This is a genomic window from Leptolyngbya sp. BC1307, assembly GCF_002286735.1.
Lineage (GTDB): Bacteria > Cyanobacteriota > Cyanobacteriia > Phormidesmidales > Phormidesmidaceae > Phormidesmis.
Genome location: NZ_NRTA01000003.1, coordinates 31,715 through 55,450 on the forward strand (window position 1 = coordinate 31,715; position 23,736 = coordinate 55,450).

Here is a 23,736-nt window from a genome sequence, read left to right on the forward strand (position 1 = left end):
AAGATCGAGCCCTCCGTTTGTTTTTCACTATCTATTGAATCGCTATGGCAGTTTTTGAAGGCAATTTCACTCAGACCAGCGCCATGAAGTTTGCCTTCGTGATTGGCCGGTTTAATGATTTGGTCACGACCAAGCTATTGACCGGTGCCCAAGATTGTCTCAAGCGTCACGGCATAGAGGTCGATCCTGAGGGCACCCAAGTAGACTACGCCTGGGTGCCCGGCAGCTTTGAAGTCTCCATGGTGGCCAGACAGCTCGCCCTGAGCGGTCGCTATAGCGCCATTATCTGTTTGGGGGCGGTGATTCGCGGTCAGACGCCTCATTTTGACTATGTTGCCGCCGAAGTTGCTAAAGGCATTGCGGCTACCAGCTTTCAAACTGGTGTGCCGGTCGTCTTTGGCGTCCTCACCACCGATTCTATGCAGCAGGCGCTAGAGCGAGCCGGCATTAAGAGCAACCTGGGCTGGAACTACGCCATGAGTGCGCTGGAGATGGCCAGTCTGATGCCTCAACTGCGCAGCGGTGAACCGACATCTTCTACAAATGGGATTGCCGGTAGCCAGTCGCCAGCGCTGCCAGTGTCGGCAGAGACAGCTAGCTAGCAAATGAGCTAAAAAGGAGTTGACAAACGCTCCCCGATTTGGGAATCTAGTATAAGTCTGCAATCACATGCGGGTGTAGCTCAGTGGTAGAGCGCAACCTTGCCAAGGTTGATGTCGAGAGTTCGAATCTCTTCACCCGCTTATTAAATAAATAGCTGTTCTTGTAGGTGATACATCTCCAAAAGCGGTCTTTTTACGAGTAGCAGATTAAGATAGGACTAGGGCTACCCATCTGTAATCTTGAACGCTGATGTCTCTGACATGAGCGTTTAGTTTTTTAAAACTATTCCCTTTAAACTATAGATATTTAGAGAAGGCGCAGTATGTATCGTTGGGGAGCCTGACGAACCGACTGAATTGCGCTACCTTTTCCTATACATAGCCCGTCGTTCATCTGGTAGGACTGCCAGTGCAACCCAAAGAGAACCAGACTTTAGATCTCAATAAAACTTATCCTTGCCCCTCTTGTCGCCAGGGCTCTCTAGTTCCAATTACGTTGACGGAAGCTTGGGGCTGCGACCACTGCGAGCAAATCTTTGAGCTGCGAGAGGATCCGAACACGATTGGCAAGCTATCGACGCCCTATCATCGTCAGCGCACTTGGCGGTGGAACGGCAAGCATTGGGTGATAGGTAGCAAGCTGGCAAAGCCTACCACCGTTGATTTTATGGTGGCGATCGCCTTTCTTGTTTGCCTGTTTTGGCTGGGGCTAATGCTGCCAGCGCTAACCGGCCTTTCGGTGCCAATTGGGATTGCGGCTTTAATCCTGCTAGCTTTGGTAGTAATGTTTTGGGTGGTGTTGCGACGCTAGCTCATGGCTTTATCTTCGTTCGATCTCACAACGGCGCTGGCGGCAGTTCGGCAGGCAGCCGATCAGCTAGATGGCGATAAATGCTCTCAGGCATTAGCGGCGATGGGTAAGGCCATTGCCCGAGACCAGGACGATATCTTAGAGGCCAACACACTAGATTTAGAAATCAGCCGCGATATGGCTGTGCCTGACCTGGTAGTAGACTGGCTCAAGCTCACGCCAGAACGGGTGCAGACTGCTGCTAGCATCTTTCAGCGGCTGGCGGCGATGGGTACAGACCTGCCTACCAAAAATGGTTTTGGTAACGCTAGCGGCTGCGAACAAACCCGGCCTTTGGGCATTGTGGGTTTTATCTACGAAGCGTTTCCCGACTTGGGCGCGATCGCCACAGCGCTGTGTATTCGCACGGGCAATGCCATCGTTCTTAAGGGCAGCAGCGAAGCTAGCCGCACCAACCAGGCCATTGCCAGCATTTTACAGAGCACGCTAAAAGAAGTCGGCTTGAGCGCACCGCTGATCTTACCGATTGAGCCGACCGCCGTGTCGCGACTGGATCTGGCCCAGTGCGCTGATATTGATGTGATTATCGCTCACGGGCGACCCAGTCTGGTAGCGCAGACTGTCCAGCAGGCGAGCATTCCGGTGATTCCCTCACGCATGGGGAACTGCTACCTGTACTGGTCAGCTAGCGGTGACCTTGACCAGGTTTATCAAATGATTGTAGAGAGCCACACCGGCACACCCGATGCGGTCAATCGGATTGAGAAAGTGCTGCTGCACGAGTCGCACAGCGAAAACGCCATTACCCGGCTGTGGAACCAGCTCCAGGAAAAGGGGTTTGAAGTGAGGGCGGACGGGGCGATCGCCCGCAACTACAGTTTGGAAGCCGCCAGTTCTTCAGACTGGAATACCGCCTATCTCAGGCGCACGGTTGCCTTTCGTCAGGTGGCAGACGGCGCGGCGGCCATCCAGTGGATCAACGCCCATAGCAGCGGCCATGCTGACAGCATCGTCACCGCCGACTACGCAGACAGCCGTCAGTTCACAGCCGGCTGTCGCAGCGCCTCGCTGTATATCAATGCCTCACCTCAGTTTGTACGGAACCCAAAGCAGCCGGGTGAAATTGCGTTAGGTATGTCGAACTATAAGGGGACTACCGGTGGGCTAATCGGTCTGGACACGTTGCGATCGCACCAGCGCATTTCCCACGGGTGCTAGCGGCCCATTCTACGAGTATTACAAACGCCAAAAAGCCCCGCCACAAGAAGGGCAGGGCCATTGACATAATCGCTATTTGAAGGCCGAACTAGGGTTTTGCCAGCTTTACCTTATCGGCCAAACCGACAGCCTGTAGCGTCCGGATAATCATCCAGGTGACATCAATCTCCCACCACCGCAAGCCGTGGCGAGCAGAGTACTGATAGGTGTGATGGTTGTTATGCCAGCCTTCGCCAAAGGTACAGAGCGCTACCCACCAGCAGTTAGTCGAGCGATCGCCCGACTCATAAGTGCGGTAGCCAAACTTGTGAGTGGCACTGTTGACAAACCAGGTGAAGTGATAAACCACCACCAGGCGGGCAAAAATGCCCCACACCACAAATGACCAGCCGCCCAGCGCATAGAGCAGCGCGCCCAAGGCAATCTGCAGCACCAAAAAGTACTTATCGACTAAAAGATAGACCGGATCGCTGTTGATATCTTGAGTGAACCGGCGAATCTTATCTGTCTTAGAGGGCACCTCATGTAGTAGCCAGCCCATATGACTCCACCAAAAGCCTCGGCCTGAATTATGGTGGTCTTCTTCCTGGTCAGAAAAGGCGTGATGATGGCGATGCAAGCCAACCCACTCAATCGCACCGCTCTGACAGGAGAGGGAGCCGCATAGCAGAAAAAAGTACTCCAGCCACCGAGGTACCCGAAAGCTGCGGTGGGAGATCAGCCTGTGCCATCCCAGGGTAATCCCTAAGCAGCCTGTAATCCAGTAAAGTAGGAAGGCTACACCCACCGCGCTCCAGCTAAAGTTTGCCGGTACCAGCGCGAACAATGCCCCAATGTGAATGGCCACCATAAAGAGGATGTTTGTCCAGTTGAGGGAGCGGTCAATTGATTTTGCAATAGTCATAATTTAAAGTCTCAGCGCAAAACGTCAGGGCTTATTCAGGTCTATTTACTCAGGTCTATATAGAGATCTTAGCGGTCACTGACACCTTCTAAACTGTATAGATAGGTCAATTTGACGGCAACTGATCGCACTCTCTAGCCACCTGTTGGCATAAAACATATGGACAATTCAAGCAGGCAAACATTCCTTTGGGAAGACCTAAAGATATCGCCAGCGCAGCGAGAACTGTCATCACTTCAGTTTTTTTACCAGATTGACAGCCAGGTCAAAAAAAAATTAGCAAAGGTTTTAGCAGCGTTCAAAGATCAGCGAGTAGGCGCTCATCATTTTGCCAGTGTGTCAGGCTATGGCCACGATGATTTGGGTAGAGAGACATTAGATAAAGTGTTTGCTCAAATCGTGGAGGCTGAAGCGGCTGCGGTTAGAGTGCAGTTCGTCTCAGGCACCCATGCTATTGCCTGCGCACTGTTTGGCGTGCTCAGACCTGGAGATGAAATGCTATCAGCCTGCGGGCCGCCCTACGATACGCTTGAAGAGGTCATTGGCACGCGCGGGCAGGGTCAAGGATCGCTTCAGGAATTTGGTATTCGCTATCGAGAGCTACCGCTTACGCAGGAGGGTCAGGTAGATTTTGACGGGCTTTGCTCTTCAGTGAATGAAAAGACCCGGCTGGTTCTTATCCAACGCTCTTGCGGCTATAGCTGGCGGTCTAGCCTTAGTATTCATAATATTAACAAAATTATACATTTAGTTAGGCAGCAAAATCCGAACACAATTTGTTTCGTTGATAATTGCTATGGCGAATTTACCGAGGATAGAGAGCCTACAGCGGTCGGCGCTGATCTGATGGCCGGTTCGCTGATTAAAAATCCGGGGGGTACGATTGCCACGACCGGCGGCTATGTCGCTGGCCGAGCTGATCTGGTAGAGGCGGCGACCTGTCGGCTCACGGCACCGGGCATTGGCAGCAGCGGTGGCGCGACCTTAGACCAGGGACGGCTGATGTTTCAGGGCTTATTTTTAGCGCCGCAAATGGTAGGGGAAGCGATGAAGGGTAACTACCTGATCGCTCAGACCTTCGAGCGCTTAGGCTATGCGGTCAATCCACCGGCCTCCGCTCAGCAGCGCGAGGTAATTCAAGCTGTCCGGTTAGGGACGCCTGAGAAGCTCATAGCCTTCTGCCAGGCGGTGCAGCAGCATTCACCTGTAGAGTCTTACGTGAGTCCGGTGCCTGCACCCATGCCAGGTTACGACGCCCAGCTGGTGATGGCGGGCGGCTCATTTATCGATGGCAGTACGTCGGAGCTATCAGCCGATGGCCCGCTGCGTGAACCGTATGTGGTGTATTGCCAGGGAGGGACGCACTGGACGCATGTGGCGATCGCGCTCGAAGCCGCCGCCGCCGCTGTGGGCCCAGCCGCAGAGACAACGCTAGACAAAAAGCTTTCAGTACAAGGCTTTTGAATTGGTACCATGGCTGTTAGCCAAGGAATCGCAACCGCTCGATTGCGCTCATGGGCTTCCCCCGACGTTATGGTTTGCTCACTTATGATCACAGTCGCCCTGCCCAAAGGCTCACTTCTCAAAGAGAGCATTCGCCTATTCCAATCTGCTGGCCTCGACTTTAGCGGCTTTCTAGACAGCAGCCACCGGCAGCTACAGCTGACCGACAGCGACAGTCAGGCGAGAGGTTTATTGGTACGCGCGCAGGATGTCCCTGTCTATGTGGAATACGGTCAGGCGCAGATTGGCATTGTGGGGTACGACGTACTGCGAGAAAAGCAGCCTCAGGTAGCTCACCTGGCAGATTTGGGGTTTGGGGGTTGTCATCTCTCTGTTGCTGTTGCCGCCAACAGCGGCTACCAGTCAGCGGTAGACCTGCCGCCCCACTGCCGGGTGGCTTCTAAATTTGTCAACAGTGCCCGGCAGTATTTTCAATCTTTAGATCTGCCGGTAGAGATTGTGCCACTCTCTGGGTCGGTAGAATTAGGGCCAATTACCGGTATGTCAGAAGCCATTGTCGATCTGGTTTCGACCGGGCGCACGCTCAAGGAAAACAATTTGATTGAGTTAGAAATGCTTTATCACAGTACGGCTCGGCTAATTGCTCACCCACTCAGCTATCGGGTAGATGATCGCCTGAGTGAAGTGATTGACCAGTTGCGGACGGCCAGTCAATCAGCAGTGACGGCTTGATACAGCCTGGCTATCTATATCTGGCTATCTACTATCTGTTTGTGCGATCGCCCGTTCGTTAGGCCCATTCGTTAGGATACCTACTTTAGAGAGTGCGTCATGGCATCAGCTTCTTCAAGTCCACAGCGGGACGCCAAGCTAGACGAGAGACGAGGCGTTAAGAACGACTGGCGGCTGTTTTTACGGCTGCTGCCCTACATCCAGCGCAATCGCTCGCAGCTGGTGGTACCCCTATTGCTGCTGGTGCCGCTATCGCTGGCTCAAGCCATCCAGCCTGTGCTGATCGGTCAGGCGATTTCGCTGATCAGACAGGAAAGTGGTGTTTGGGAAATTTTAGCCGCGATGAGTCTGCGGACAGGGCTGAACTGGATTATTGGGGGGCTGCTGCTGGCGATCGCCATTCGCCTGGCCCTCGATGGCTGGCAAAGCTACCAAATCCAAAAAGTCGGCCAAGATATCACCGCCGACATTCGCAGCGATCTGTTCGTCCATGTGACCAATCTATCCATGGGCTTTTTCGACCGGACGCCAGTTGGCCGGTTAATCACTCGCCTGACCAGCGATGTCAACGCGCTAGGAGATGTGTTTGCCACCGGTGCCATTGGCATTATCAGCGATCTGTTTTTGATTTTGGTGCTGATGGGGACGATGCTCTCGCAGGAGTGGCGGCTAGGGCTGATGTTAATTGCCATGCTGCTGCCGGTGACAGCTTTGATCATATATTTTCAGCAGCAGTATCGTAAGGCCAACTACAAAGCGAGAGAGGAGCTGTCGGCACTCAACTCTGACCTGCAAGAAAACATCAGCGGTATCGATGTGGTGCAGCTCTTTCGCCGTGAACGGTTCAATTCTGAGCTGTTTCGGATCATCAATGAGCGCTATGTGAGTGCCCTTGACAAAACAATTTTCTATGACTCGGCAGTCTCAGCGACCCTAGAGTGGATTGCGCTGGTGGCGATCGCTGGCGTCTTAGCGCTGGGCGGATCTTTAGTCACAGGGGGCCTTCTAGAAATCGGTACGCTAACGGCATTTATTTTATTTGCCCAAAAGCTATTCGACCCGCTGCGTCAGTTTGCCGATAAATTCACCGCCATTCAGGCCGGGCTAACTGCCGTGGAGCGGCTAAATGACCTGATGAGCGAACCGATTGCCATCCGCGATGCCAAAAATCCGGTGTCGCTGCCGTCTAAGACATTGGCTGATAATGAGACGGTCGTACCTGGCGAGATTCGATTCAACAACGTATCTTTTGGCTACAAAGCAGATGACTATGTGCTGAAGGATCTCGACTTTACGATTCGCCCAGGGGAGAAAGTTGCCTTAGTTGGCCCCACCGGGGCGGGAAAAAGCTCGATTATTCGGCTGCTCTGCCGCCTGTATGAGGTGAGCGCAGGGCAAATTTTGCTCGACAACGTGGATATTCGAGAGATTGCGCAGCAGGATTTGCGCGATCGCATGGCTGTTATCCTGCAAGACGGCTTTTTGTTCTCAGGCGACGTAGAGAAAAACATCACACTCGGCGAAGACTACAGCTTTGAGCAGGTGCGCCGGGCCGCTGAGCAAACCAACGTCGCGCAGTTTATTGAACAGCTCCCTCAGGGCTACAATACCGCTCTACGAGAGCGCGGCACCAACCTGTCGGGCGGACAAAAGCAACTGCTTGCCTTTGCCCGCGCCGCCATTCGCAACCCTGGCATTCTGGTACTGGACGAAGCCACCGCCAATCTGGACGTGGGCACCGAAGCGATGATTCAGCAGGCGCTCGACAAACTACTCGAAAATCGTACCGCCATCATTATTGCTCACCGCCTTTCGACCATTCGCAACGTGGATCGGATCATGGTGCTGAAGCAGGGTCAGCTCGTGGAGCAGGGTAGTCACGACGAACTGCTCGAAACTAACGGGCTCTACGCCAGTCTGTACAAGCTACAGATGTTAGGTCAGTAGATGTTTTGCGGTCACATGCTTTGATTTAATAGGCATATCACCTAAGTAAGGAGCGCCGCCGTGACCGGGACTAAGCACATTGAGTTTTATGGGCCGCAGGTATTGGAGCAGTTAATTGAGGGGCGATCGCTCACCCCCGCCCAGGCCGAAGCCCTAATGGACGGCTGGCTCACCGAATCTATTACCCCAGCCCTCTCAGGTGCCATCCTCGCTGCAATTCAGGCCAAAGGCGTCACTGGCGACGAACTCGCAGGCATGGCCCGAGTCCTGCAAGGCCAATCGCTCGGTGGTATGAGCGCGGATCTCAGCTTGCCTTCTCCCCGTATTGATACCTGCGGCACCGGGGGCGACGGCTCCTCTACCTTCAATATTTCTACTGCTGTCACCTTTGTTGCCGCTGCCGCTGGCATCCCGGTCGCCAAGCACGGCAACCGCTCAGCCTCCAGCAAAGTAGGCTCAGCCGACGTACTCGAAGCACTAGGCGTAGATCTCAACGCGCCGCCCGACAAGGTCAAAGCCGCCCTCAAAGAAGTCGGCGTTACCTTTCTGTTTGCTCGGGGCTGGCATCCGGCCATGAAAGCCGTCGCGCCCATACGCGGCGAGCTAAAAGTTCGCACCGTTTTCAACCTGCTAGGGCCACTGGTCAATCCGCTCAGACCCACCGGACAAGTAATCGGCGTTTACGACCCCTCAGTGCTGATGCCCATGGCCGAAGCGCTCAGCCAGCTAGGAATACAGCAGGCAATGGTGTTACACGGGCGAGAAAAGCTCGATGAAGTCGGCTTAGGCAAAGAAACCGATGTGGCTGTCGTAGAAAATGGCTCAGTCACCTCGGAAGTGCTAGACCCGGCAGCGTTTGGGCTAGATCGCGCTCCCTTAGAAGCTTTGAAAGGAGGTGAGCTAGAGGAAAATACAGCAATCTTCCGCGATGTGCTTCAGGGCAAAGGCACACAGGCACAGCGAGATGTCGTGGCGCTGAATGCAGCGCTGGCGCTCAAAGTCGGCGGCATGGCAACCGGCGACACCTTTGAAGCAGCTTGCGCGGACGGCTTACAAAAAGCTCAGGAAATTATTCAAAGCGGCGCTGCCTGGAAGAAGCTGGAGCAGCTAGTTGCTTTCTTAAAGAACTAATAAATCGCTAGCTACACTAGAAGAAATCAACGGTGGGAATATGGGTTATGGTCACGACCTCTTATAAAGCTATTGGACAAGCTGCACTTTCAGTTCCAGACTCTCTAGAAGCCTGGTTAGACAACCCCCTCGAAGGAACGGAATGGGCAAACGATCATCTGATTGAGAAAAGCGGCATAACGGTGAAGCACAGCAGGGCTCAGCGACTATTAAGTACGCTGTGGGCTAATTATCAAACCAACCAAGCGCTGGGAGGAGAGGTCTATACCGAACTGCCTTGCCAAACCAATCAACAGGGGCGAAAACCGGATATCGCTTACCTAACACCCGAGCTACTGGAACAGTACGGCAATGTCAAGGTGGTACCCCAAAGCGCTCCGTTAATTGCAGAGATTGTTTCACCCACCGATTTAGCAGAAGAAATGATTGCAAAAGCCTACGAATATCTTGCTTCAGGCGGACAGGAAGTCTGGCTGGTGTATCCAGAAGTTCGCTGGATAATAGTGGTGACAGCAGAGAGCAAGCAGATCTTTGGGCCAAGTGAAATTGCTGAAACGCGGCTGGTATTGCCAGGGTTCAGTGTGACCGTTGATGAACTTCTGAATGGCTAAGCCGCTGACAAAATGTAAGTCACTGGATAGTCTGGGTGAGCCGGATTCGGAATCAGCTTTTGCTGGCGGCAGTCTACGAGCAAATCCAGCTTTTCTAAAACGACTTGACCAATCAAGATGCCATTGCCGACAACCAGAGCATCTTCAGTCGTTCGATGCCCTTCACACTCGATCAAAATAGCTTCAGTGACGCCCACAGTTTCCCTGCAGCCATCGGCGAATTCAACGCCTTGCTAATCTAAAATTCGTAAGCCTAACTTTTGAGCGATCTGCTCGGAAATGACTAAGTGTACAGAACCCGTATCCACCAGCGCCCTCTCTTCATGCTGTCGCAGGTGCTTTGGCGCTAATACCCCTCGGCTGACCATTGCTTCATCTGCGGCATTGGTGAGCTTTATCGTCGAATAAACTGCGCCCGCTGAATTATCGGAAAATAACGTCTTCATATCAACAATTCTCCGGTTACAGCGCAACTAGCTCAGGTATCTGTCGCTTCCATTTTAGGTGATTGATTACCCGCTTCGGCTGGCTGGCTGACCAAAAGCGCGAGGACAGCACCGACAGCCATGAATCCACCGCCAAGCACAACGACTGAAAGGCGATCGCCCCCCAAAAACGCTCCCATAAACCACCCCAATAGCAGCGACACCACAATCTCAGGAATCACCACAAAGCAGTTAAAAATGCCCATATATAGACAGTTTTGCTCTGGCGGCAGCACTTTTACCAGCATGGCATAGGGCAGCGACAGCATACTGGCAAAGGCAATCCCTAGCCCTACCATCGGCAGCAGCAGCCAGTACTGGTCGTGAACATAGTGAAGCGATGCCAGGCTAAGCGCCCCGCAGAGCAAACAGAGGCCGTGAGTCACCGGTGAGGAGAGGCGGCGCACAAACATCGGCAGCGCAAAAGAGAAGCCACAGCAGACCAGGTTGTACAGCGCCATGCAGAGTCCGGCCCATTCGATCCCGGCGGCGTAGAGTGTCGTGTCTTGCTCGATGGCGTGGAAAACGTTGTGAGCGATCGCGGGCGGAAAGTACAAAAACACGCAAAACATGCCCAGCCAGCTAAAGCACTGCACCCAGGCCAACTGACGCATCAGCGGCGGCATGGTCCGCATCGCCTGCCAGATATCGGCGACCAGATTGCCTTCTTCCAGCGTTTCGACTTCATCCGGCGGAAAAAACGGCTTAGAGGCGCTTATCACCGTCCACAGAACTGCCCCCAAAAAAGCCGCCGCACCAATATAAAAGGAAATTTTCACCGACTGGGGGATCACCTCGCCTAGCTGAGGCGGCACAAACCGGGCCACTAGCCAGGGCAGCGCCGAGGCAAGCACCGCGCCTGAGCCAGTAGCCACTCCCTGCATAGAAAATGCCCGCGTGCGCTGATGCTTGGGCACCAGGTCAGAAACAAAAGAGCGAAAAGGCGTCATGCTGATATTGGCAGAGGCATCGAGCAGCCATAGCGCCCCTGCGGCAATCCATAGAGAAGGCGCGTTCGGCATCACCAGCAGGGCAACAGAGCTAAACAGGGCACCAACAAGAAAATACGGGCGGCGGCGACCGAGGGAGGAGCGGGTGCGATCGCTCAGATACCCCACCACCGGCTGAATAATCAGCCCCGACATCGGCGCAGCCAGCCACAAAACCGGAATCTGCTCCGCATTAGCCCCTAGCGATTCAAAAATGGCGCTAGTATTAGCCATTTGCAGGCCCCAGCCCACCTGAATGCCGAAAAAGCCAAAGCTAATATTCCACAGCTGCCAGAACCTAAGATTTACTTTTATTGGGGCGATCGCAGTCGCATTTTCACCCTGTTCTACCTCTTCTGTACTATCCCCTGAAACGTCGGAGAGCACGTCAATCTGCCCGTCTGCCATCGATGAACCACATATCTACCAAGTACTACCATCACCCTAACTCACCTACAGTCAGCCCTACCAACCGGTATTTGGAGCGCAAAAACTAGAGTTGCCCCCACGAACACCAGCCTCCGGCTAGCCATGAACTAGCAGGTAACGCTAGAAATCGGCGATGAGATCATGATGCCAAAAAATGTAAACAGAATAACTCAGTGCCCCTGACCGCCTAAGTCCCTATAGCAACTAAAAAGGGTGACCCGAACGCAGTGCGTTCAGGTCACCCTTCTAATCAGATTTAAGCGACACCAAGATGCTTCACTAGATAAGAGAGCAAAAATGCGCAAACCCTGATGTGTAAATCATTCAAAATTACCTTGCACCAGTTTTTAAGAGCTTCGTGAGGCAAGGCTTTCGCTCTTCTCAACATAAGCTTACTTACCCAAGCAAAGTAATTCAGGAATGCTTACCTAATCGATAGCGTCTTTCACGCCATCTTTGACGTTTTCCCCTGCCTTTCTAGCAGAAGCTTCTGCTTGCTTAGCCTTGCCTTTAGCTTGAGCTTCCTTATTGTCGGTAGCTTTACCAGCAGCTTCCTGGACTTTACCTTCGGCATCTTTAGCAGCGTTTTTAATCTTGTCGTCGAGACCCATAACAAGTATTCTCCAAAGCTATTTGTCTTAATTTATAAATAGTATATGACAAAAAAACCACAATCAGCTCTATCCAATGGCGTCTCTTGGCAAATCGAAAGATAGATCTACTGCTTAGCCACCTCGTTGAGAGCTGCTCGAATCACTCCATCACTGGCCCCGTAACGTTTCAGACTGTCAACATATTCACGTTCCTTACGAGTCGCTTTGCGCGCCGAAATAATGCGAATGCTGACTTTAAATATCTCCAGCGATCGCTCCCTACGTCTTAGGCTGAATGAGGCTCAGGGCTTGGTCTAAGATTTCGGCTGCTGGTTCTAAGCGATCGCCTCCAAACCAGCGTTGCCAGAATCGCTGCCAGCGCGAATCGGCAGCAGGGTTAGCGTATTGAACCGCGATTTGAGTGAGGGCTTCGGCTTTGTCATCGGGTGCTTCGATGGGTTGAACCAGCGCTAGTGCGCGCTCAAATTCTCCCTGCTTGGCAAATTCGGTAGCAACACACTCACGTAGCCAATCCTCAACCGGGTTTTGGTCAATTAGGGTGACTGCTTTCTCTAGCCGTCCGGCTTTGCAGTAGGTGCGTCCTACTTCTGGCAGGAACTCTATCATGTTAGGCTGCTGGGCGACTTGCTCGGCTTGGACATACTGCTCGGTTTCCAGGTAGGCGCGCAGCATATCAGCCCGCGCAAACTGCGGATTGCCGATTGACTTGACCAGGCTATCGGCTTCCCCGGGCAGCCCAGCTCTGGCATAGGCAGTAGCGATCGCTCCGTATGCCACCTGTCGCTGAGAGACATTGTCTATGGATTTGGCTAAAACAAGGGCCTGGTCAAACTCACCTACCTCAGCGTATCCCCTCACAAGCGCAGCTTGCGCCAATGGCAGCATTTGAGAATCTGACAGCTGAGCCGAGCTGGTTCGGGCCTGCGCTGAAACTTCTATAGCTTGGCGGCTGTCCAGTCGGTGATAAATCTGCGCAGCCTCAATCCGGCTATAGTTTGCTTCCAGCGGGTACTGTGGTGAGGATTGAATGCTGGGTACAATGGAATCAAGCAACGACAGGGCTTGCTGAGACTTTCCTAGCTCTGCTAGCGGTGCGCTCGACAGCTGACTCGGCGGCTCGGGTCAAGAACTTTTCGCCCTGAGCTTGATCACCAGCAGCTTGGTAAGCTACGCCGATTTTTAACCAGGCAATCGACTCAAAACAGTCTTCGCCCGCATAGGTTTCGGCCTGCCCAAGCAGCGTGATCGCTTTTTCGGGCTGCTGGGCTTGAGCGTACCCAAAGGCGATGTCTGCTAGCTGTTTAGCTAGGGTAAGATCGGTTGACTGTGCCTGTGCAGTGTTGCTTGCGCAGAGTAGAGCGACAGCAGCTAAACCACCGCTGAGCTGAGCTTTCCAAGAGATATTTAGCACGACTTGCCACAGAGTCAGAAATATTGGCTACTGTCTATCTTTACAAGTTAAGATTGACCGCTTCGACCAGTTTAGACAATTAATTCTTCTGCTCAATACAGCCTGTGTGACAATTCCTTAAATTCTCTCAACTGAATCGCCGTTGAAGATGCCGCTCTGACCAGCCGCGCATTTTGCCAGGATTTAGCAGACCGTGAGGGTCTACCTTTTCTTTGAACTTAAGCTGTTTTTCATCGATGGTTTTGCGTCCGCCGTCTTCCAGGATATAGGTGTGTGGGTTGGCGATAAATGCACCGTTCTCTTCGTGGTAGCGGATGATTTCATTCAGGCGTTCGGCGGTGGAGTAGCGCACTAGCTGAAGTGCGGCAGGCAAAATATTTCCCTGCACCCGGATGTACTCCAAGTGCATGACCACCTCGTCGCCGAAGTGCTCATACATATGTTGCAGTAGCTGCAAGTCGGGGTCGTAAGGAAAAACTGTTTGTAAATAAGTCCAGCGCTCATCCACATTGCGAGCGTGAAGCGTCGTGTGGTTCCAGGTAAATTCGCCGAGGGCTGCGCCTTTACTCGCCGCCTGCGCGTCTTTTTGATAGGTAAGGGTGCCCTCGTATTCTTTGATGAGCTCGCCTAATGCCAACAGGTCGGCTTCGGAGACAATTAGCAGCGCCGCTGCTTTTCCCTCGGGCAAGGCGTCTTTGAGCGCGGCAAAGTAGCTAGGAATAGGCCAGGCGTGAATGCTGATCAGCTTTTTGATAATGCCATCGGCGTCGCCCAGTGCCTGACCAAAGTGAGCGGCCCTCATAAAGTCATCGAAAACGACAATCACGTCTGCCCAGGGATAGACTGGCCCTAAGGGAATTTCTAGCTCGGTAATAATGCCGTTGGTGCCGTAGGCGTGGCTGACCTGCTGCACGTCGCCGCCGCGCAGTTCGAGCACGCGAGGGGTGTCTTCTAAGGTGACCACGCGGACGGATTGAAGATTGCCGCGATCGCGCAACTGCCCATACATCACCGAGCCAATGCCGCCACTGCCCCCACCGATAAATCCACCAATCGTCGCCGTCCGATAGGTGGAGGGAAACATCCGAATCTCCCACCCCTGCAGACGAGTCACCCGGTCAATCGCCGCCAGCTTAGCCCCCGCTTCCACGCAAGCTTGCCCTGGCTTCACCCACTTCACCGCATTCATTGCGCTCAGGTCTACAATCACGCCGCCCGCCAACGGAATCGCCTGCCCATAGTTACCCGTCCCAGCGCCGCGCACCGTTAGCGGTACTTTGCTATCGACACAAACTTTGGCTACCTTTAAAACCTCGGCTTCAGTTTTAGGCCGCACGACCAGATTGCCGACTTTATCTTTGAGCTGCTCCGCTAAAATCGGGCTGAAGTGATAGTAGTCTTTAGAAAGCTTAGCGACCTGGCTAGGGTCTAGTATGGTCTCGATAGTGCCAAAGCGGTCAGCAAACGCCTGCCAGTCTGTTGATTGAGACGCTAACTGAATCCCCGATTGGGCTGTCGTTTGCGCCGAGGCTTGATCCGAAGGTTTCATCACGTTTTTTTAGCTAACCTAGCAGTGATACCAATCCCATATTAAACCGCCTACGATGGCAGTACGGTTACTCACAAGCGGTCTGACCGCTCAAATAGACAAGGGAGATGGCGATGAATCAGCGTAGAGGCTTTTTTGCAAAGCTGTTTGACTTTTCTTTCTCGACGTTTGTCGCGCCTCAAGTAGTGGGTGTTCTCTACATTTTGGGGCTAATTGGCGCTGTTCTGTTTGCGCTAATCGCAGTTGTGAATGGGTTTCAATTTAGCCCTATCGAAGGCGTTATCACGCTGATCGCATCGCTTGTAGGGCTCCTCGTTTACTCAATTGTGTTGAGAGTCTCTTTAGAGAGCTTTATTGCCATTATTCGCACTGCGGAAAATACCCGAGTACTGGCAGAGAATGTACTGAATAATCCGGCTGATTCTTCTCGACCAGAATAACTGAGGTATTTTTACGGTGAGAGAAGCTCTGGCATATTGCCAATTATGGAGAGGTAAGTGCATCGCCACGCCCTTTGAGTCAACCTGTCGCCCTGTAAAGAATATGTTTGCTAATCCTGTCTCTACATTTCCGCTGTTGCAATACCTGACTCAGCCTATCGGGCAGCCTGAGCATCGGCTAGTTGTGAATCCTCTAAAGTTTTGGCACCAGCAAAAAATTCACCACATCGAGCGCTGCTGGGTGAAGTCTTATATGCCCGAAGAGCGAACGCATTAAGCTGCCGTCTGACACAATCGGATCTCTGCTTCACCTCATGCAGCCTATTCTATTAGGAGCAAACTGAGTTCTTCCTTTGTCTCACTCCAGTCGGCGATCGCACTTCCTAACCAGAGCCAGTTATCACCTAGAGAATTGGCTCTAAATTCGTCAGGGGCTTCATTTAAAACCTGAACAAAAGCGGCCAGGGCTTGTTCTGTCAGCAAGTTCCGCTGAACCGGGTCGGCTTCGATTTTTGAGAGGGAGAGCGCCGCCATGGCCACGCCAGCATAGGCATTTAGCACATATTCGCTAGCGGGTTGATCAGAAAAATAGATATTCTCCGCTGCGGGCTGACGCTCAGCTAAGACAATGGCTCGCTGCCAGCTTTCTAGCGCCAGATCGTCATCGCCCATCGCATATTGGGCAAATCCCAGTGCCATAGAGATTTCCATCCAGTCAGGCTCGCCCGCTAGCGCCGTTACCCAAGAGCGCATGGCATCGTTAACTGAAAAGTCATTACTGCCCTGCTTAACTAATCCCCACTGCGCCCGGCCTTTAAAGAAGGAGACAATGACATCTGTCTGCTGGCTGCGATTAGCGGTATTCAAGGCATTAATTGCCGCCGTAAATTTTCCTTGATCAATCAATTTTTGAGTCGCTATTGTCGCGGCATCAAGATCTTTTTGATTGAGGGCGATCTCCAATTGAGCGGGTAGCTCTAGCTCGCTTACGGAAGTGGGCAGCAGATCTGGGGTGAGGCGATCGCGCTGTAACCAACCGGCTGTAACCACCCCTAGCCAACCGACCAAAGCCACCCCCGCAATGCCCGAAACTATCAACAGTTGCTTCTGAGAAAATTTTCTAGGCTGAGGCGTACGACGGCGGGGCAGGCGCTTACCTACTCGCTCAGCGGGAACGGCTTCAGTCGTCGGATCGGCGATCTCGGGCGGCACAGGAACGGCAGTCTGCTGCTCTCCATAAAACCCGCTGGGGGTCTCAACGGCTTCCGGTACGTGCAGCTCGTCATCTATATCAGCGGTAGACGTATCAGCGGTAGACAGCGGCATCGATAGCTGTTTTAGCAAAGCGTTAGTTGCGTCGGCATCGGCACTGCTCCTCACTGGGTAGCTCACCTTTTGATTGTCCGAGCTAGCTTCTGGGCTAACATCAGCCCTTACCGCCGAACTGTCGTTTGGCAGTAAGGGTTGAGGCGCTGATGCTGCTGTCTCTGAACCGGCTAACGCTGCATCGGTCGCCTGGCTAGTGCGACGGTCTGCCGCATCAGTATCGGCTAGCTCCGACTCGAAAAAGAGGTCGCCAAAGAGATCGTTGTCTAGTGCCTGGGCGTTTTCGGTGCTGTTTGTTGTTCTCACCAGATAGCCGTCAAAAGAAGGCTGCATATAGAGCGTTGGCAGCGCCCAGTAAAACTCATGTGAACCGTAAGCTGAGATCAACCCTTGCCGGGTGCGGTTCAAGCTGAGGTCAATTGACTGGCCCTTTCTCAGGTTGCGATAGAGCAGTTGGGTAAACGTAATCGCCACATGGTCAGGAATGCGCTCGGTCATGGCGATCACAGCCGGCAAGCCCCGGTTTACCAGTGCCTGAGCCAGGTTGCGCTCCTGCCAGCCCGGCTCACTGCTGGAGCTGTAGCCGCCCCGACAGGAGTTAAAGACCGCTAGCTTAATCCCGTTATTGACCAGTAGGCCAGCGAGGTCTTCACCGCTGAGCGGCTCAGTTAAGCCCGTTTGGCGACTCACTAGATAGAGATCGCCGCCAGCATTGCCCAGATTGCTATGGCCTGCGTAGTGGAGTACCTGATAGTTACCCCGATCTAGCTCCTGGGTGAGTTCAGCGCGTCCGGGTTGCTCAAGGATGGTCAGTTGCACGTCTAGCAGCGTCTCGCCAGTGTCTGCATGCTTAACCAGTAGATCGGGATGCAGCTCAGACTGTAGATGATAGACCTCTTGCTTCAGTTCCAAGCGCTCCTGGTCATCAGGCGCGGCAATTACCATTAATATGCGTAAGCTCTGCCCTGGCTCACTCGCTCTTGTAAGGGGCAGTGAGTGAGCCTGCCGCCGATCTAAAATGTAGCGGGAGAAAATTACGTCAGTGCCCGTTGCCAGCGGTCTCGTGCCCGCATGCAGAGTTTCCCAGGGCAACTGCTGCAGGCGGCTGTCTTTCATGCCAATTCTGAGCCGCAGCAGATCTTGACGGTTTTGGGCAACTCCTTGAGCGGTGACCCAGCTATCGTGCAGTTGCCCCTGAAAGAGTTCGTCGTGTAGGGTTTGCCCTAAGTGAATCAGGGTAGCCGCTTCGGCATCTGTTAGAGCGCTGTGCTGGCTGGGCTGACGGCCTGTCCGAGTTGTCAGAGCGTGACGCTGTTGCCCCTTTAGCAGCCCCAGCAGCGGATCGTGCATCAAAGCTTTGGTCTGCTCTAGCCACTCACTGACAGACCAGCGCACTTTTTCTTCAGCCAGTGGGACGCCCTTGGCGACATTTTCTGTACGCACCAAATACTGATCGCCACCCACAGCAGTGATGGATATTTCAAATTCCTGAATCACGGCAGCTCTTATCCCCTGGTAGATAGGTCGCGATAGCCTCGTCTGGCAGAGGCACAACGGCGATCGCCTCAGCGTTAGTCGCCTACACAGCCCACCTCACTACTTTAAACGCTCTGCTAAGGCGCTGTAATTGGTGAGGCTGGGCAGTATTTAATACCTCAAGGCCGCTATCCCTATCCCTAGAGTAGGGAGCAAGTTCTATTTTCAGGACGATGTTAGGACAGTTGTGAGCGCGCCCACTCATTCGGAATGAGTCTGTTTCAATGCTGTCTCAATACTGAAGCAAAGATGAAGCCTCTGCGACTCAGGACATATTTGTTCAGCGACTTGAACCACTGGCTCTCAATCTGATTTAAGCTTGTGTAAATAATTGCAGATTTTTTATACTTGCTCCGTTACAGACGCTTTTCATTTCTTTAAGTACTTTCCTTTAAGAGCTTTTATCGGATGACTTCTTTACAGATTGAAGCCACCCAGCCAGCCGTTTCGATGATGGCGATCGCCCCGCTTTCCTCAACTGAGTCGCCGTTAGTAGAGCTGCCGTTAGTAGACCAGCCGTTAGCAGTCGGACGGCTGCCAAAATCTGACGTTCGCAAGAGCCTGAGAGCCTCTACTTTAGATGGCACCTTTTCCTCTGCTTTTGAAAATGTTGTCAGAGGGGTGCTAATTAGCAACTTTTTGCTGGGACTAGGGGCAGGCGCTTTTGAAGTGGGACTGCTCGCTTCTATCCCCATGCTGGCTCACCTGCTGCAGCCGTTGGGAGCCTATTTTTCAGAGAAAACGACTAGCCGCCACCTTTACTGTCTGTGGATTTATGGCACGTCGCGCTTGCTGTGGCTGCTGCCAGCGATGGGCATTTTTTGCTTCAGCAGTGGCTTTCTTGATGCCCACGGACTGACGCTGCTGACCATGGGCGTGCTGACCATCAGCAATATTCTCGACGCGATTGGCTGCGCATCTTGGATGAGTTGGATGGCGGTGCTGGTGCCTGCTAAGCTGCGAGGTCGCTATTTTAGCCTGCGGCGATCGCTCTCTAGTCTGGCAGCGCTGCTGACCATTCCGGTGGGCGGCTGGCTGGTTTCTAGCTGGATGGGCGGCGAAGTGGAAGGCTATGGCATTGTCTTGATTGTGGCTGTACTGATGGGGTTAGTGAGTCTGGGCTTTCAGTTTCGGATGAGCGACGCCAATCCGAAGATGGTCACTAGCCAGAAGGTAGCCAGGTCTGTTCGAGGCTCCGATCACAAACTTTCTGCTGAAGGCGATCAGTCACCACCCGGTATCTGGGGCGATCGCAATTTTCTCACCCTGCTCTTATTCCTGGGCCTTTGGACTTTTGGCGTCAACTTGAGCGCACCTTTTTTCAACTTCTACCTGCTCGATACGCTGCGGCTAGATGTAAAATGGGTGACGCTCTACAGCAGCCTGAACTACGGCGCATTCTTCCTGATGATTATGCTGTGGGGTCGGCTAGCAGATCGGATTGGTAACCGTCCGGTTTTGATGATTAACTGTCTGTTGGTCGCAGCCATTCCGCTGCTGTGGCTCTATACCGACAGCGGCGCGGTCTCCTTGCTGCTGGGACTGCCGCTATTACACATACTGCAGGGTGGTACTTTTGCCGCCATTGATCTCTGCTTAGGTAATATTCAGTTAGAGCTAGCGCCAGTAACCCGGCAGTCGGTTTATTTTGCGATCGCAGCGGCGATTATGGGCGTTGCTGGCGCACTGGGGGCAACGGTCGGCAGCTTTTTAGCTGAGCTGCCTGCCTTTGGATTGCTGGGTGTCTTTGCGCTTTCGGCGCTCGTTCGGCTGGCCAGTATTACACCCCTGGTCTTTGTCACAGAAGCCCGCGCTCAACCTATCCGTCAGCTTATCAACCTGCGCGGGTACTGGGCTCCGCGACAGTGGCGGCTCTCTAGAGTCAAAGCCTGACGCTAAAATCTAGGTATGGTTGCCACTCCTACTCATGTGACTGATGCGAATACCGCCGACCTGGCTGAAGACAGAGCGCTTCAGCTCCAGCAGATAGCGGATAGTCTGCGTCCGGGGCAACGGTCTCTGGCGCAATGGCGATCTGGCCCACTGGCGGTTTCGGCGGTGCCCGGCTCTGGTAAATCTACTGGGATGGCGGCGGGCGCAGCGATCGCCATTGCCCACCATCAGCTGCACGCCCGCAAACAGCTCGTTTTAGTGACCTTTACGCGCTCGGCGGCGGCTAATCTTAAAGCTAAAGTGCGTCAGCATTTGCGATCGCTCTCGCTACCACTCAATAGCTTTGTCGTCCACACCCTGCACGGCCTAGCGCTCAATATTGCCACCCGACATCCCGAAGTTTCCGGCATTAACCTGTCTCCCTTGGATTCAGAAGGCACAACGCTAGTCTCCCCGACCCAAAACCATCGGCTGATTCGCATGGCGGTGGAACGCTGGATTGCCGATAATCCCATCGACTATCAGCGGCTAATTGAGGGGCAAAGCTTTGACGGCGAAGAGGCTGAACGACTGCGCCGTCAGTCGGTGCTGCGGACAGAAGTGCTACCCGCGCTGGCCGATACCGTCATCCACGAAGCTAAAAGCTCGGGGCTGTTGCCCGATGAGCTAGCTGAGATTGCTCAAACAATGGTGATCGGGGTGCCCGAAGGGGCTGCTGATTACGCGGTAGTGGCGATCGCCGCTGGCCTCTACGCCCACTATCAGGCATTGCTGGCTGACCAAGGGCTCATTGACTACGACGACATGATCTTAGCCGCGCTCAAAACCTTACAGGAGCCAACCCTGCGTCAGCTCTGGCAGAGCCGAGTATTTGCCATCTTTGAAGACGAGGCGCAGGACTCTTCGCCGCTACAAACCCGCTTATTGGAAGTGCTCGCCGCTGACCCCGACAATCCTCAGCAGCCGCTAAACCTGGTACGAGTGGGCGATCCGAACCAGGCCATCAATTCCACGTTTACTCCGGCTGACCCAGTATTTTTCAATCAGTTTTGCGATCGAGCTCAAGAAATCGGACGGCTGGCCAGCATTGAGCAGGCAGGCCGGAGCTGCGATCGCATCATGGCGGCAGCTAACTTCACCCTGCACTGGGTCAATCAAAACGCGGCGGTCCAAGCCTTTCGCACTCAAGATATCCTGCCGGTTGGCGCTGACGATCCGCAGCCAAACGCTAACCCGGAGCCCATTGGGAGCGGTGTAGAATTGGTTCGTCCTAAAAGCACGCTTGAAACCGTCAAACAGCTTGCTCAAAGAGTGGTAGACGCTTTTGAAGCGGATAAAAATCTCAGCGCAGCGATATTGGTGAGAGAAGCGCGGCAGGGTAAATTCATTCGAGAAATCTTAGAAGATGCTGACCGGCTCGGATTCGATTTTGAGGCAACTGGGATTGAGATTTATGATGTGGGCGCGCGCGATCGCAAAACCCACATCCCCAGAGAAATGCTCGATCTGCTGCAGTTCATCGAGCGCCCTCACTCACCCGACAATATCAAAGCCGCGCTGCGCGTACTGGTCTCCCGTCAGCTCATTCCCACCCAAGACCTCAACCCGCTTGCCACTCATCCCGAGCAGTTTCTCTATCCCGGCCCGCTCGACACTCCGCCTCAAACTCAGCCAGCTCAGCAGGCCCGCCGCTACTGCGCCTCTTTGCTCCGAGCCAGGCTAGAACTGCCCGCCTACCATCTCATCCCCTTTTTGGGCCTCACCCTCCGCTACGACCAGAGCGAACTGGCCACTGCCGATAAGCTCGCCGCCCGCATTGCCCAGCAAACTCTAGAAGACAGTACTCTGACTGCGATGCTGATCGCACTTCAAGAACTGCTGAGCAGCGAACGATTCAGCGCCGTCGAAGCCGAAGATACCGAATCTCAGTACGCTCGCCCCGGTCGGCTCACGATCATGACCATGCACAAAGCCAAAGGGCTTGACTGGGATATGGTCTATCTGCCCTTTTTGCATAAACGCAGCATTCCTGGCGAAGTCTGGGTGCCGCAGCAAATGCAGTTTCTCGGTGATTTTGCCCTAGATGAAGTCGCCCGCGCTCAGCTTCGCGCCCACACGCACGCCACCTACGCCCACAGCTACAAACCTGCACCTATCCCCGACATCGAGACTGCCTGGCAGCAGGCCAGCAACCTCAAAAAAGCTGAAGAGTACCGCCTACTCTACGTCGCCATGACCCGCGCCAAAAAACTGCTGTGGATGTCTGCCGCTCGTCAGGCTCCCTTTGCCTGGAGTAACCCTGACAACCTGCAAGACGCCGAAGCCAGCCCTGTTTTTACGGCACTAGCTCGCGATCTGTAAGGGTAGGAAACAATTCTGTTTGCTTTCGCTTTCGCTGGCCACTCTTTCGATTGCGCTTTTTGATCGGGTTTCTGATGCCCCAGTATCTTGAGGCGGATGACATAGTGAGTGAGAGCAAGGCGCGATCGCCCAAAGCGACTATCTTTGTGGGGCAGATGGGTTTTGTGGGCAGTACTTTGATGAGTTCTTGGGCGATCGCAAATGCCAGCGGCGGCGGCACCGAATTTCCGACCTGCCTGGCACCATGCCACTTGGTCTCATGGAAGCGAAACCAGTCTGGAAACCCATGCAGACGTGCCATCTCGCGAACAGTCACACAGCGGGCATACCGATAGTGAATAGGTCTAGGACTGGTGAACGCGCCTCGCGCAGAATCAGTGCCTGCCCGCAGTGTATTAGAGACGCCATCGGCAGATAGTCTAAAAAATCTTGAAATTGGCTCTACTGTGCCCGGTTCAGTTTGTTCAAATCGCCTGCGAGAAGTTGTTGTATGTTGGCTGCGACGACTACTCGTCAATAGATTCTGGTTCCATCGACGCGGGTAGCCATATTTCCAACTCTCTTTTGTGCTGCACCGCATCAAGGATGAATAGTGTTTGGACAACCCTAAACAGCCAGTGCGAACTTCGTCGCCGAACATGAGCTGTTCAAATTGCTCCGCATCGGGCAAGTCGCCCAGAGCCTCGGCGCAGGTAACCTGATACTTCAAGGGGATAGGGTATCTAGGCAAAGGACTACCGGCTTTAGCGCCCACCAAAAATAACCGTTCCCGGCTTTGCGGCACGCCATAGTCTTTTGCGTTCAACACCTGCCACGGTTGCAAGACAACGTAGCCTGAATCACTGAGTACTTGAATAATTTCATTTAAGAACTGGCCATGCTTGCCAACGGTCAGTCCCTTTACATTTTCAAACAAAAAATATGAAGGCTGAAGCTCGCGAACCAGTCGAATATACTCTCGCACTAAAGAGTTTCGCGGGTCATCAAGTGCCCGCTGACCCATTAAAGAAAACCCCTGACAGGGCGCACCGCCAATGACGACATCAATCCTCGCGCTGGTCAGGCCAGCGGCTGCACAGATATCTTTGCCGCTGACTTCAGAGACCGATCTAGGAATGACCGCGCAGTCTGGAAAGTTGAATTGATGAGCGCAAGCATGAACAGGATCAACTTCGACGGCAGCGGCAACATCAAAACCGGCCTGCTCAAACCCCAAGCTGAGCCCACCTGCCCCGGCAAAGAGGTCAACCGCTATAGGTCGCCTGTAGGTCATAGTCTTGACA

General features: G+C 53.5%; 22 protein-coding genes and 1 tRNA gene. 13 read left to right on the forward strand and 10 right to left on the reverse strand.

The annotated features are described in order from the left end of the window. The first annotated feature begins 44 nt into the window (after positions 1 to 44). The 4 genes from ribH (at position 45) to CKL79_RS02705 (ending at position 2,631) form a co-directional block, all read left to right on the forward strand. Positions 45 to 602 carry a 6,7-dimethyl-8-ribityllumazine synthase gene (gene ribH, locus CKL79_RS02690; RefSeq protein ID WP_121968044.1) on the forward strand — a complete coding sequence of 186 codons (558 nt, stop codon included), beginning with the start codon at positions 45 to 47 and terminating at the stop codon, positions 600 to 602. Positions 603 to 671: 69 nt separating this feature from the next. Beyond that, a tRNA-Gly gene (locus tag CKL79_RS02695) sits at positions 672 to 743 on the forward strand. A 355-nt stretch (positions 744 to 1,098) separates the two neighbouring features. Further along, complete coding sequence (locus CKL79_RS02700; protein WP_141242137.1) at positions 1,099 to 1,413, forward strand: hypothetical protein; 315 nt, start codon at positions 1,099 to 1,101, stop codon at positions 1,411 to 1,413. A 3-nt stretch (positions 1,414 to 1,416) separates the two neighbouring features. Next, the gene (locus tag CKL79_RS02705; protein ID WP_121968046.1) at positions 1,417 to 2,631 is read left to right on the forward strand and encodes an aldehyde dehydrogenase family protein; all 1,215 of its coding nucleotides are present in this window, start codon (positions 1,417 to 1,419) and stop codon (positions 2,629 to 2,631) included. A gap of 88 nt (positions 2,632 to 2,719) precedes the next feature. Here the strand turns inward: CKL79_RS02705 and CKL79_RS02710 are convergent, their stop codons facing one another. Beyond that, positions 2,720 to 3,535: a fatty acid desaturase gene (locus tag CKL79_RS02710; RefSeq protein WP_121968047.1), complete on the reverse strand. Its 816-nt coding sequence runs from the start codon at positions 3,533 to 3,535 to the stop codon at positions 2,720 to 2,722. Positions 3,536 to 3,694: 159 nt separating this feature from the next. Here CKL79_RS02710 and CKL79_RS02715 point away from each other — a divergent pair, with 159 nt between their 5' ends. The 5 genes from CKL79_RS02715 to CKL79_RS02735 all read left to right on the forward strand — a co-directional run bounded on the left by CKL79_RS02715 (position 3,695) and on the right by CKL79_RS02735 (position 9,420). Then, a complete protein-coding gene (locus CKL79_RS02715) occupies positions 3,695 to 4,999 on the forward strand; it encodes an aminotransferase class I/II-fold pyridoxal phosphate-dependent enzyme (RefSeq protein ID WP_121968048.1) in 1,305 nt (434 codons plus the stop codon). A gap of 84 nt (positions 5,000 to 5,083) precedes the next feature. Further along, positions 5,084 to 5,731 carry an ATP phosphoribosyltransferase gene (gene hisG, locus CKL79_RS02720; protein WP_121968049.1) on the forward strand — a complete coding sequence of 216 codons (648 nt, stop codon included), beginning with the start codon at positions 5,084 to 5,086 and terminating at the stop codon, positions 5,729 to 5,731. Positions 5,732 to 5,830: 99 nt separating this feature from the next. Further along, a complete protein-coding gene (locus CKL79_RS02725) occupies positions 5,831 to 7,678 on the forward strand; it encodes an ABC transporter ATP-binding protein (RefSeq protein WP_121968050.1) in 1,848 nt (615 codons plus the stop codon). A 60-nt stretch (positions 7,679 to 7,738) separates the two neighbouring features. Next, the gene (gene trpD / locus CKL79_RS02730) at positions 7,739 to 8,809 is read left to right on the forward strand and encodes an anthranilate phosphoribosyltransferase (protein WP_121968051.1); all 1,071 of its coding nucleotides are present in this window, start codon (positions 7,739 to 7,741) and stop codon (positions 8,807 to 8,809) included. Between the two features lie 47 nt (positions 8,810 to 8,856). Then, entirely contained in the window at positions 8,857 to 9,420 is a 564-nt protein-coding gene (locus tag CKL79_RS02735) for a Uma2 family endonuclease (RefSeq protein ID WP_121968052.1), read from the forward strand. Here CKL79_RS02735 and CKL79_RS23725 read toward each other — a convergent pair. From CKL79_RS23725 to CKL79_RS02765, 7 genes are all read right to left on the reverse strand, one after another. Beyond that, positions 9,417 to 9,617, reverse strand: coding sequence for a hypothetical protein (locus CKL79_RS23725; RefSeq protein ID WP_240518603.1), 201 nt, complete (start codon positions 9,615 to 9,617; stop codon positions 9,417 to 9,419). The two genes, CKL79_RS02735 and CKL79_RS23725, sit on opposite strands and share 4 nt — an antisense overlap. A 36-nt stretch (positions 9,618 to 9,653) precedes the next feature. Then, positions 9,654 to 9,866: a hypothetical protein gene (locus tag CKL79_RS23730; protein WP_240518604.1), complete on the reverse strand. Its 213-nt coding sequence runs from the start codon at positions 9,864 to 9,866 to the stop codon at positions 9,654 to 9,656. Positions 9,867 to 9,898: 32 nt separating this feature from the next. Next, entirely contained in the window at positions 9,899 to 11,302 is a 1,404-nt protein-coding gene (locus CKL79_RS02745) for an MFS transporter (protein WP_121968053.1), read from the reverse strand. 449 nt (positions 11,303 to 11,751) lie between these two features. Next, positions 11,752 to 11,934, reverse strand: coding sequence for a CsbD family protein (locus tag CKL79_RS02750; RefSeq protein WP_121968054.1), 183 nt, complete (start codon positions 11,932 to 11,934; stop codon positions 11,752 to 11,754). Positions 11,935 to 12,195: 261 nt separating this feature from the next. Next, positions 12,196 to 12,990 (reverse strand): hypothetical protein, encoded by a 795-nt coding sequence (locus tag CKL79_RS02755; RefSeq protein WP_121968055.1) that lies wholly within the window; start codon positions 12,988 to 12,990, stop codon positions 12,196 to 12,198. Beyond that, positions 12,983 to 13,348, reverse strand: a complete 366-nt coding sequence (locus CKL79_RS02760; RefSeq protein ID WP_121968056.1) for a hypothetical protein — start codon at positions 13,346 to 13,348, stop codon at positions 12,983 to 12,985. Before CKL79_RS02760 ends, CKL79_RS02755 begins: the two co-directional genes overlap by 8 nt. A gap of 127 nt (positions 13,349 to 13,475) precedes the next feature. Further along, positions 13,476 to 14,897, reverse strand: a complete 1,422-nt coding sequence (locus CKL79_RS02765) for an FAD-binding oxidoreductase (protein WP_121968057.1) — start codon at positions 14,895 to 14,897, stop codon at positions 13,476 to 13,478. A 113-nt stretch (positions 14,898 to 15,010) separates the two neighbouring features. On the opposite strand from CKL79_RS02765, the gene CKL79_RS02770 reads away from it, so the two are divergent. Both CKL79_RS02770 and CKL79_RS23025 read left to right on the forward strand, forming a co-directional pair. Next, the gene (locus CKL79_RS02770) at positions 15,011 to 15,337 is read left to right on the forward strand and encodes a DUF4282 domain-containing protein (protein ID WP_170943941.1); all 327 of its coding nucleotides are present in this window, start codon (positions 15,011 to 15,013) and stop codon (positions 15,335 to 15,337) included. 103 nt (positions 15,338 to 15,440) lie between these two features. Beyond that, a complete protein-coding gene (locus CKL79_RS23025) occupies positions 15,441 to 15,614 on the forward strand; it encodes a hypothetical protein (protein ID WP_170943942.1) in 174 nt (57 codons plus the stop codon). Positions 15,615 to 15,658: 44 nt separating this feature from the next. Here the strand turns inward: CKL79_RS23025 and CKL79_RS02775 are convergent, their stop codons facing one another. Beyond that, positions 15,659 to 18,160: a CHAT domain-containing protein gene (locus tag CKL79_RS02775; protein WP_121968059.1), complete on the reverse strand. Its 2,502-nt coding sequence runs from the start codon at positions 18,158 to 18,160 to the stop codon at positions 15,659 to 15,661. A gap of 447 nt (positions 18,161 to 18,607) precedes the next feature. Here CKL79_RS02775 and CKL79_RS02780 point away from each other — a divergent pair, with 447 nt between their 5' ends. Then, positions 18,608 to 20,092, forward strand: a complete 1,485-nt coding sequence (locus CKL79_RS02780; protein ID WP_205878974.1) for an MFS transporter — start codon at positions 18,608 to 18,610, stop codon at positions 20,090 to 20,092. Positions 20,093 to 20,107: 15 nt separating this feature from the next. Then, complete coding sequence (locus CKL79_RS02785) at positions 20,108 to 22,453, forward strand: ATP-dependent helicase (protein WP_121968060.1); 2,346 nt, start codon at positions 20,108 to 20,110, stop codon at positions 22,451 to 22,453. On the opposite strand, the gene CKL79_RS02790 is transcribed toward CKL79_RS02785, so the two are convergent. Beyond that, positions 22,428 to 23,726 carry a DNA cytosine methyltransferase gene (locus CKL79_RS02790; RefSeq protein ID WP_121968061.1) on the reverse strand — a complete coding sequence of 433 codons (1,299 nt, stop codon included), beginning with the start codon at positions 23,724 to 23,726 and terminating at the stop codon, positions 22,428 to 22,430. The two genes, CKL79_RS02785 and CKL79_RS02790, sit on opposite strands and share 26 nt — an antisense overlap. Between the last annotated feature and the right edge of the window lie 10 nt (positions 23,727 to 23,736).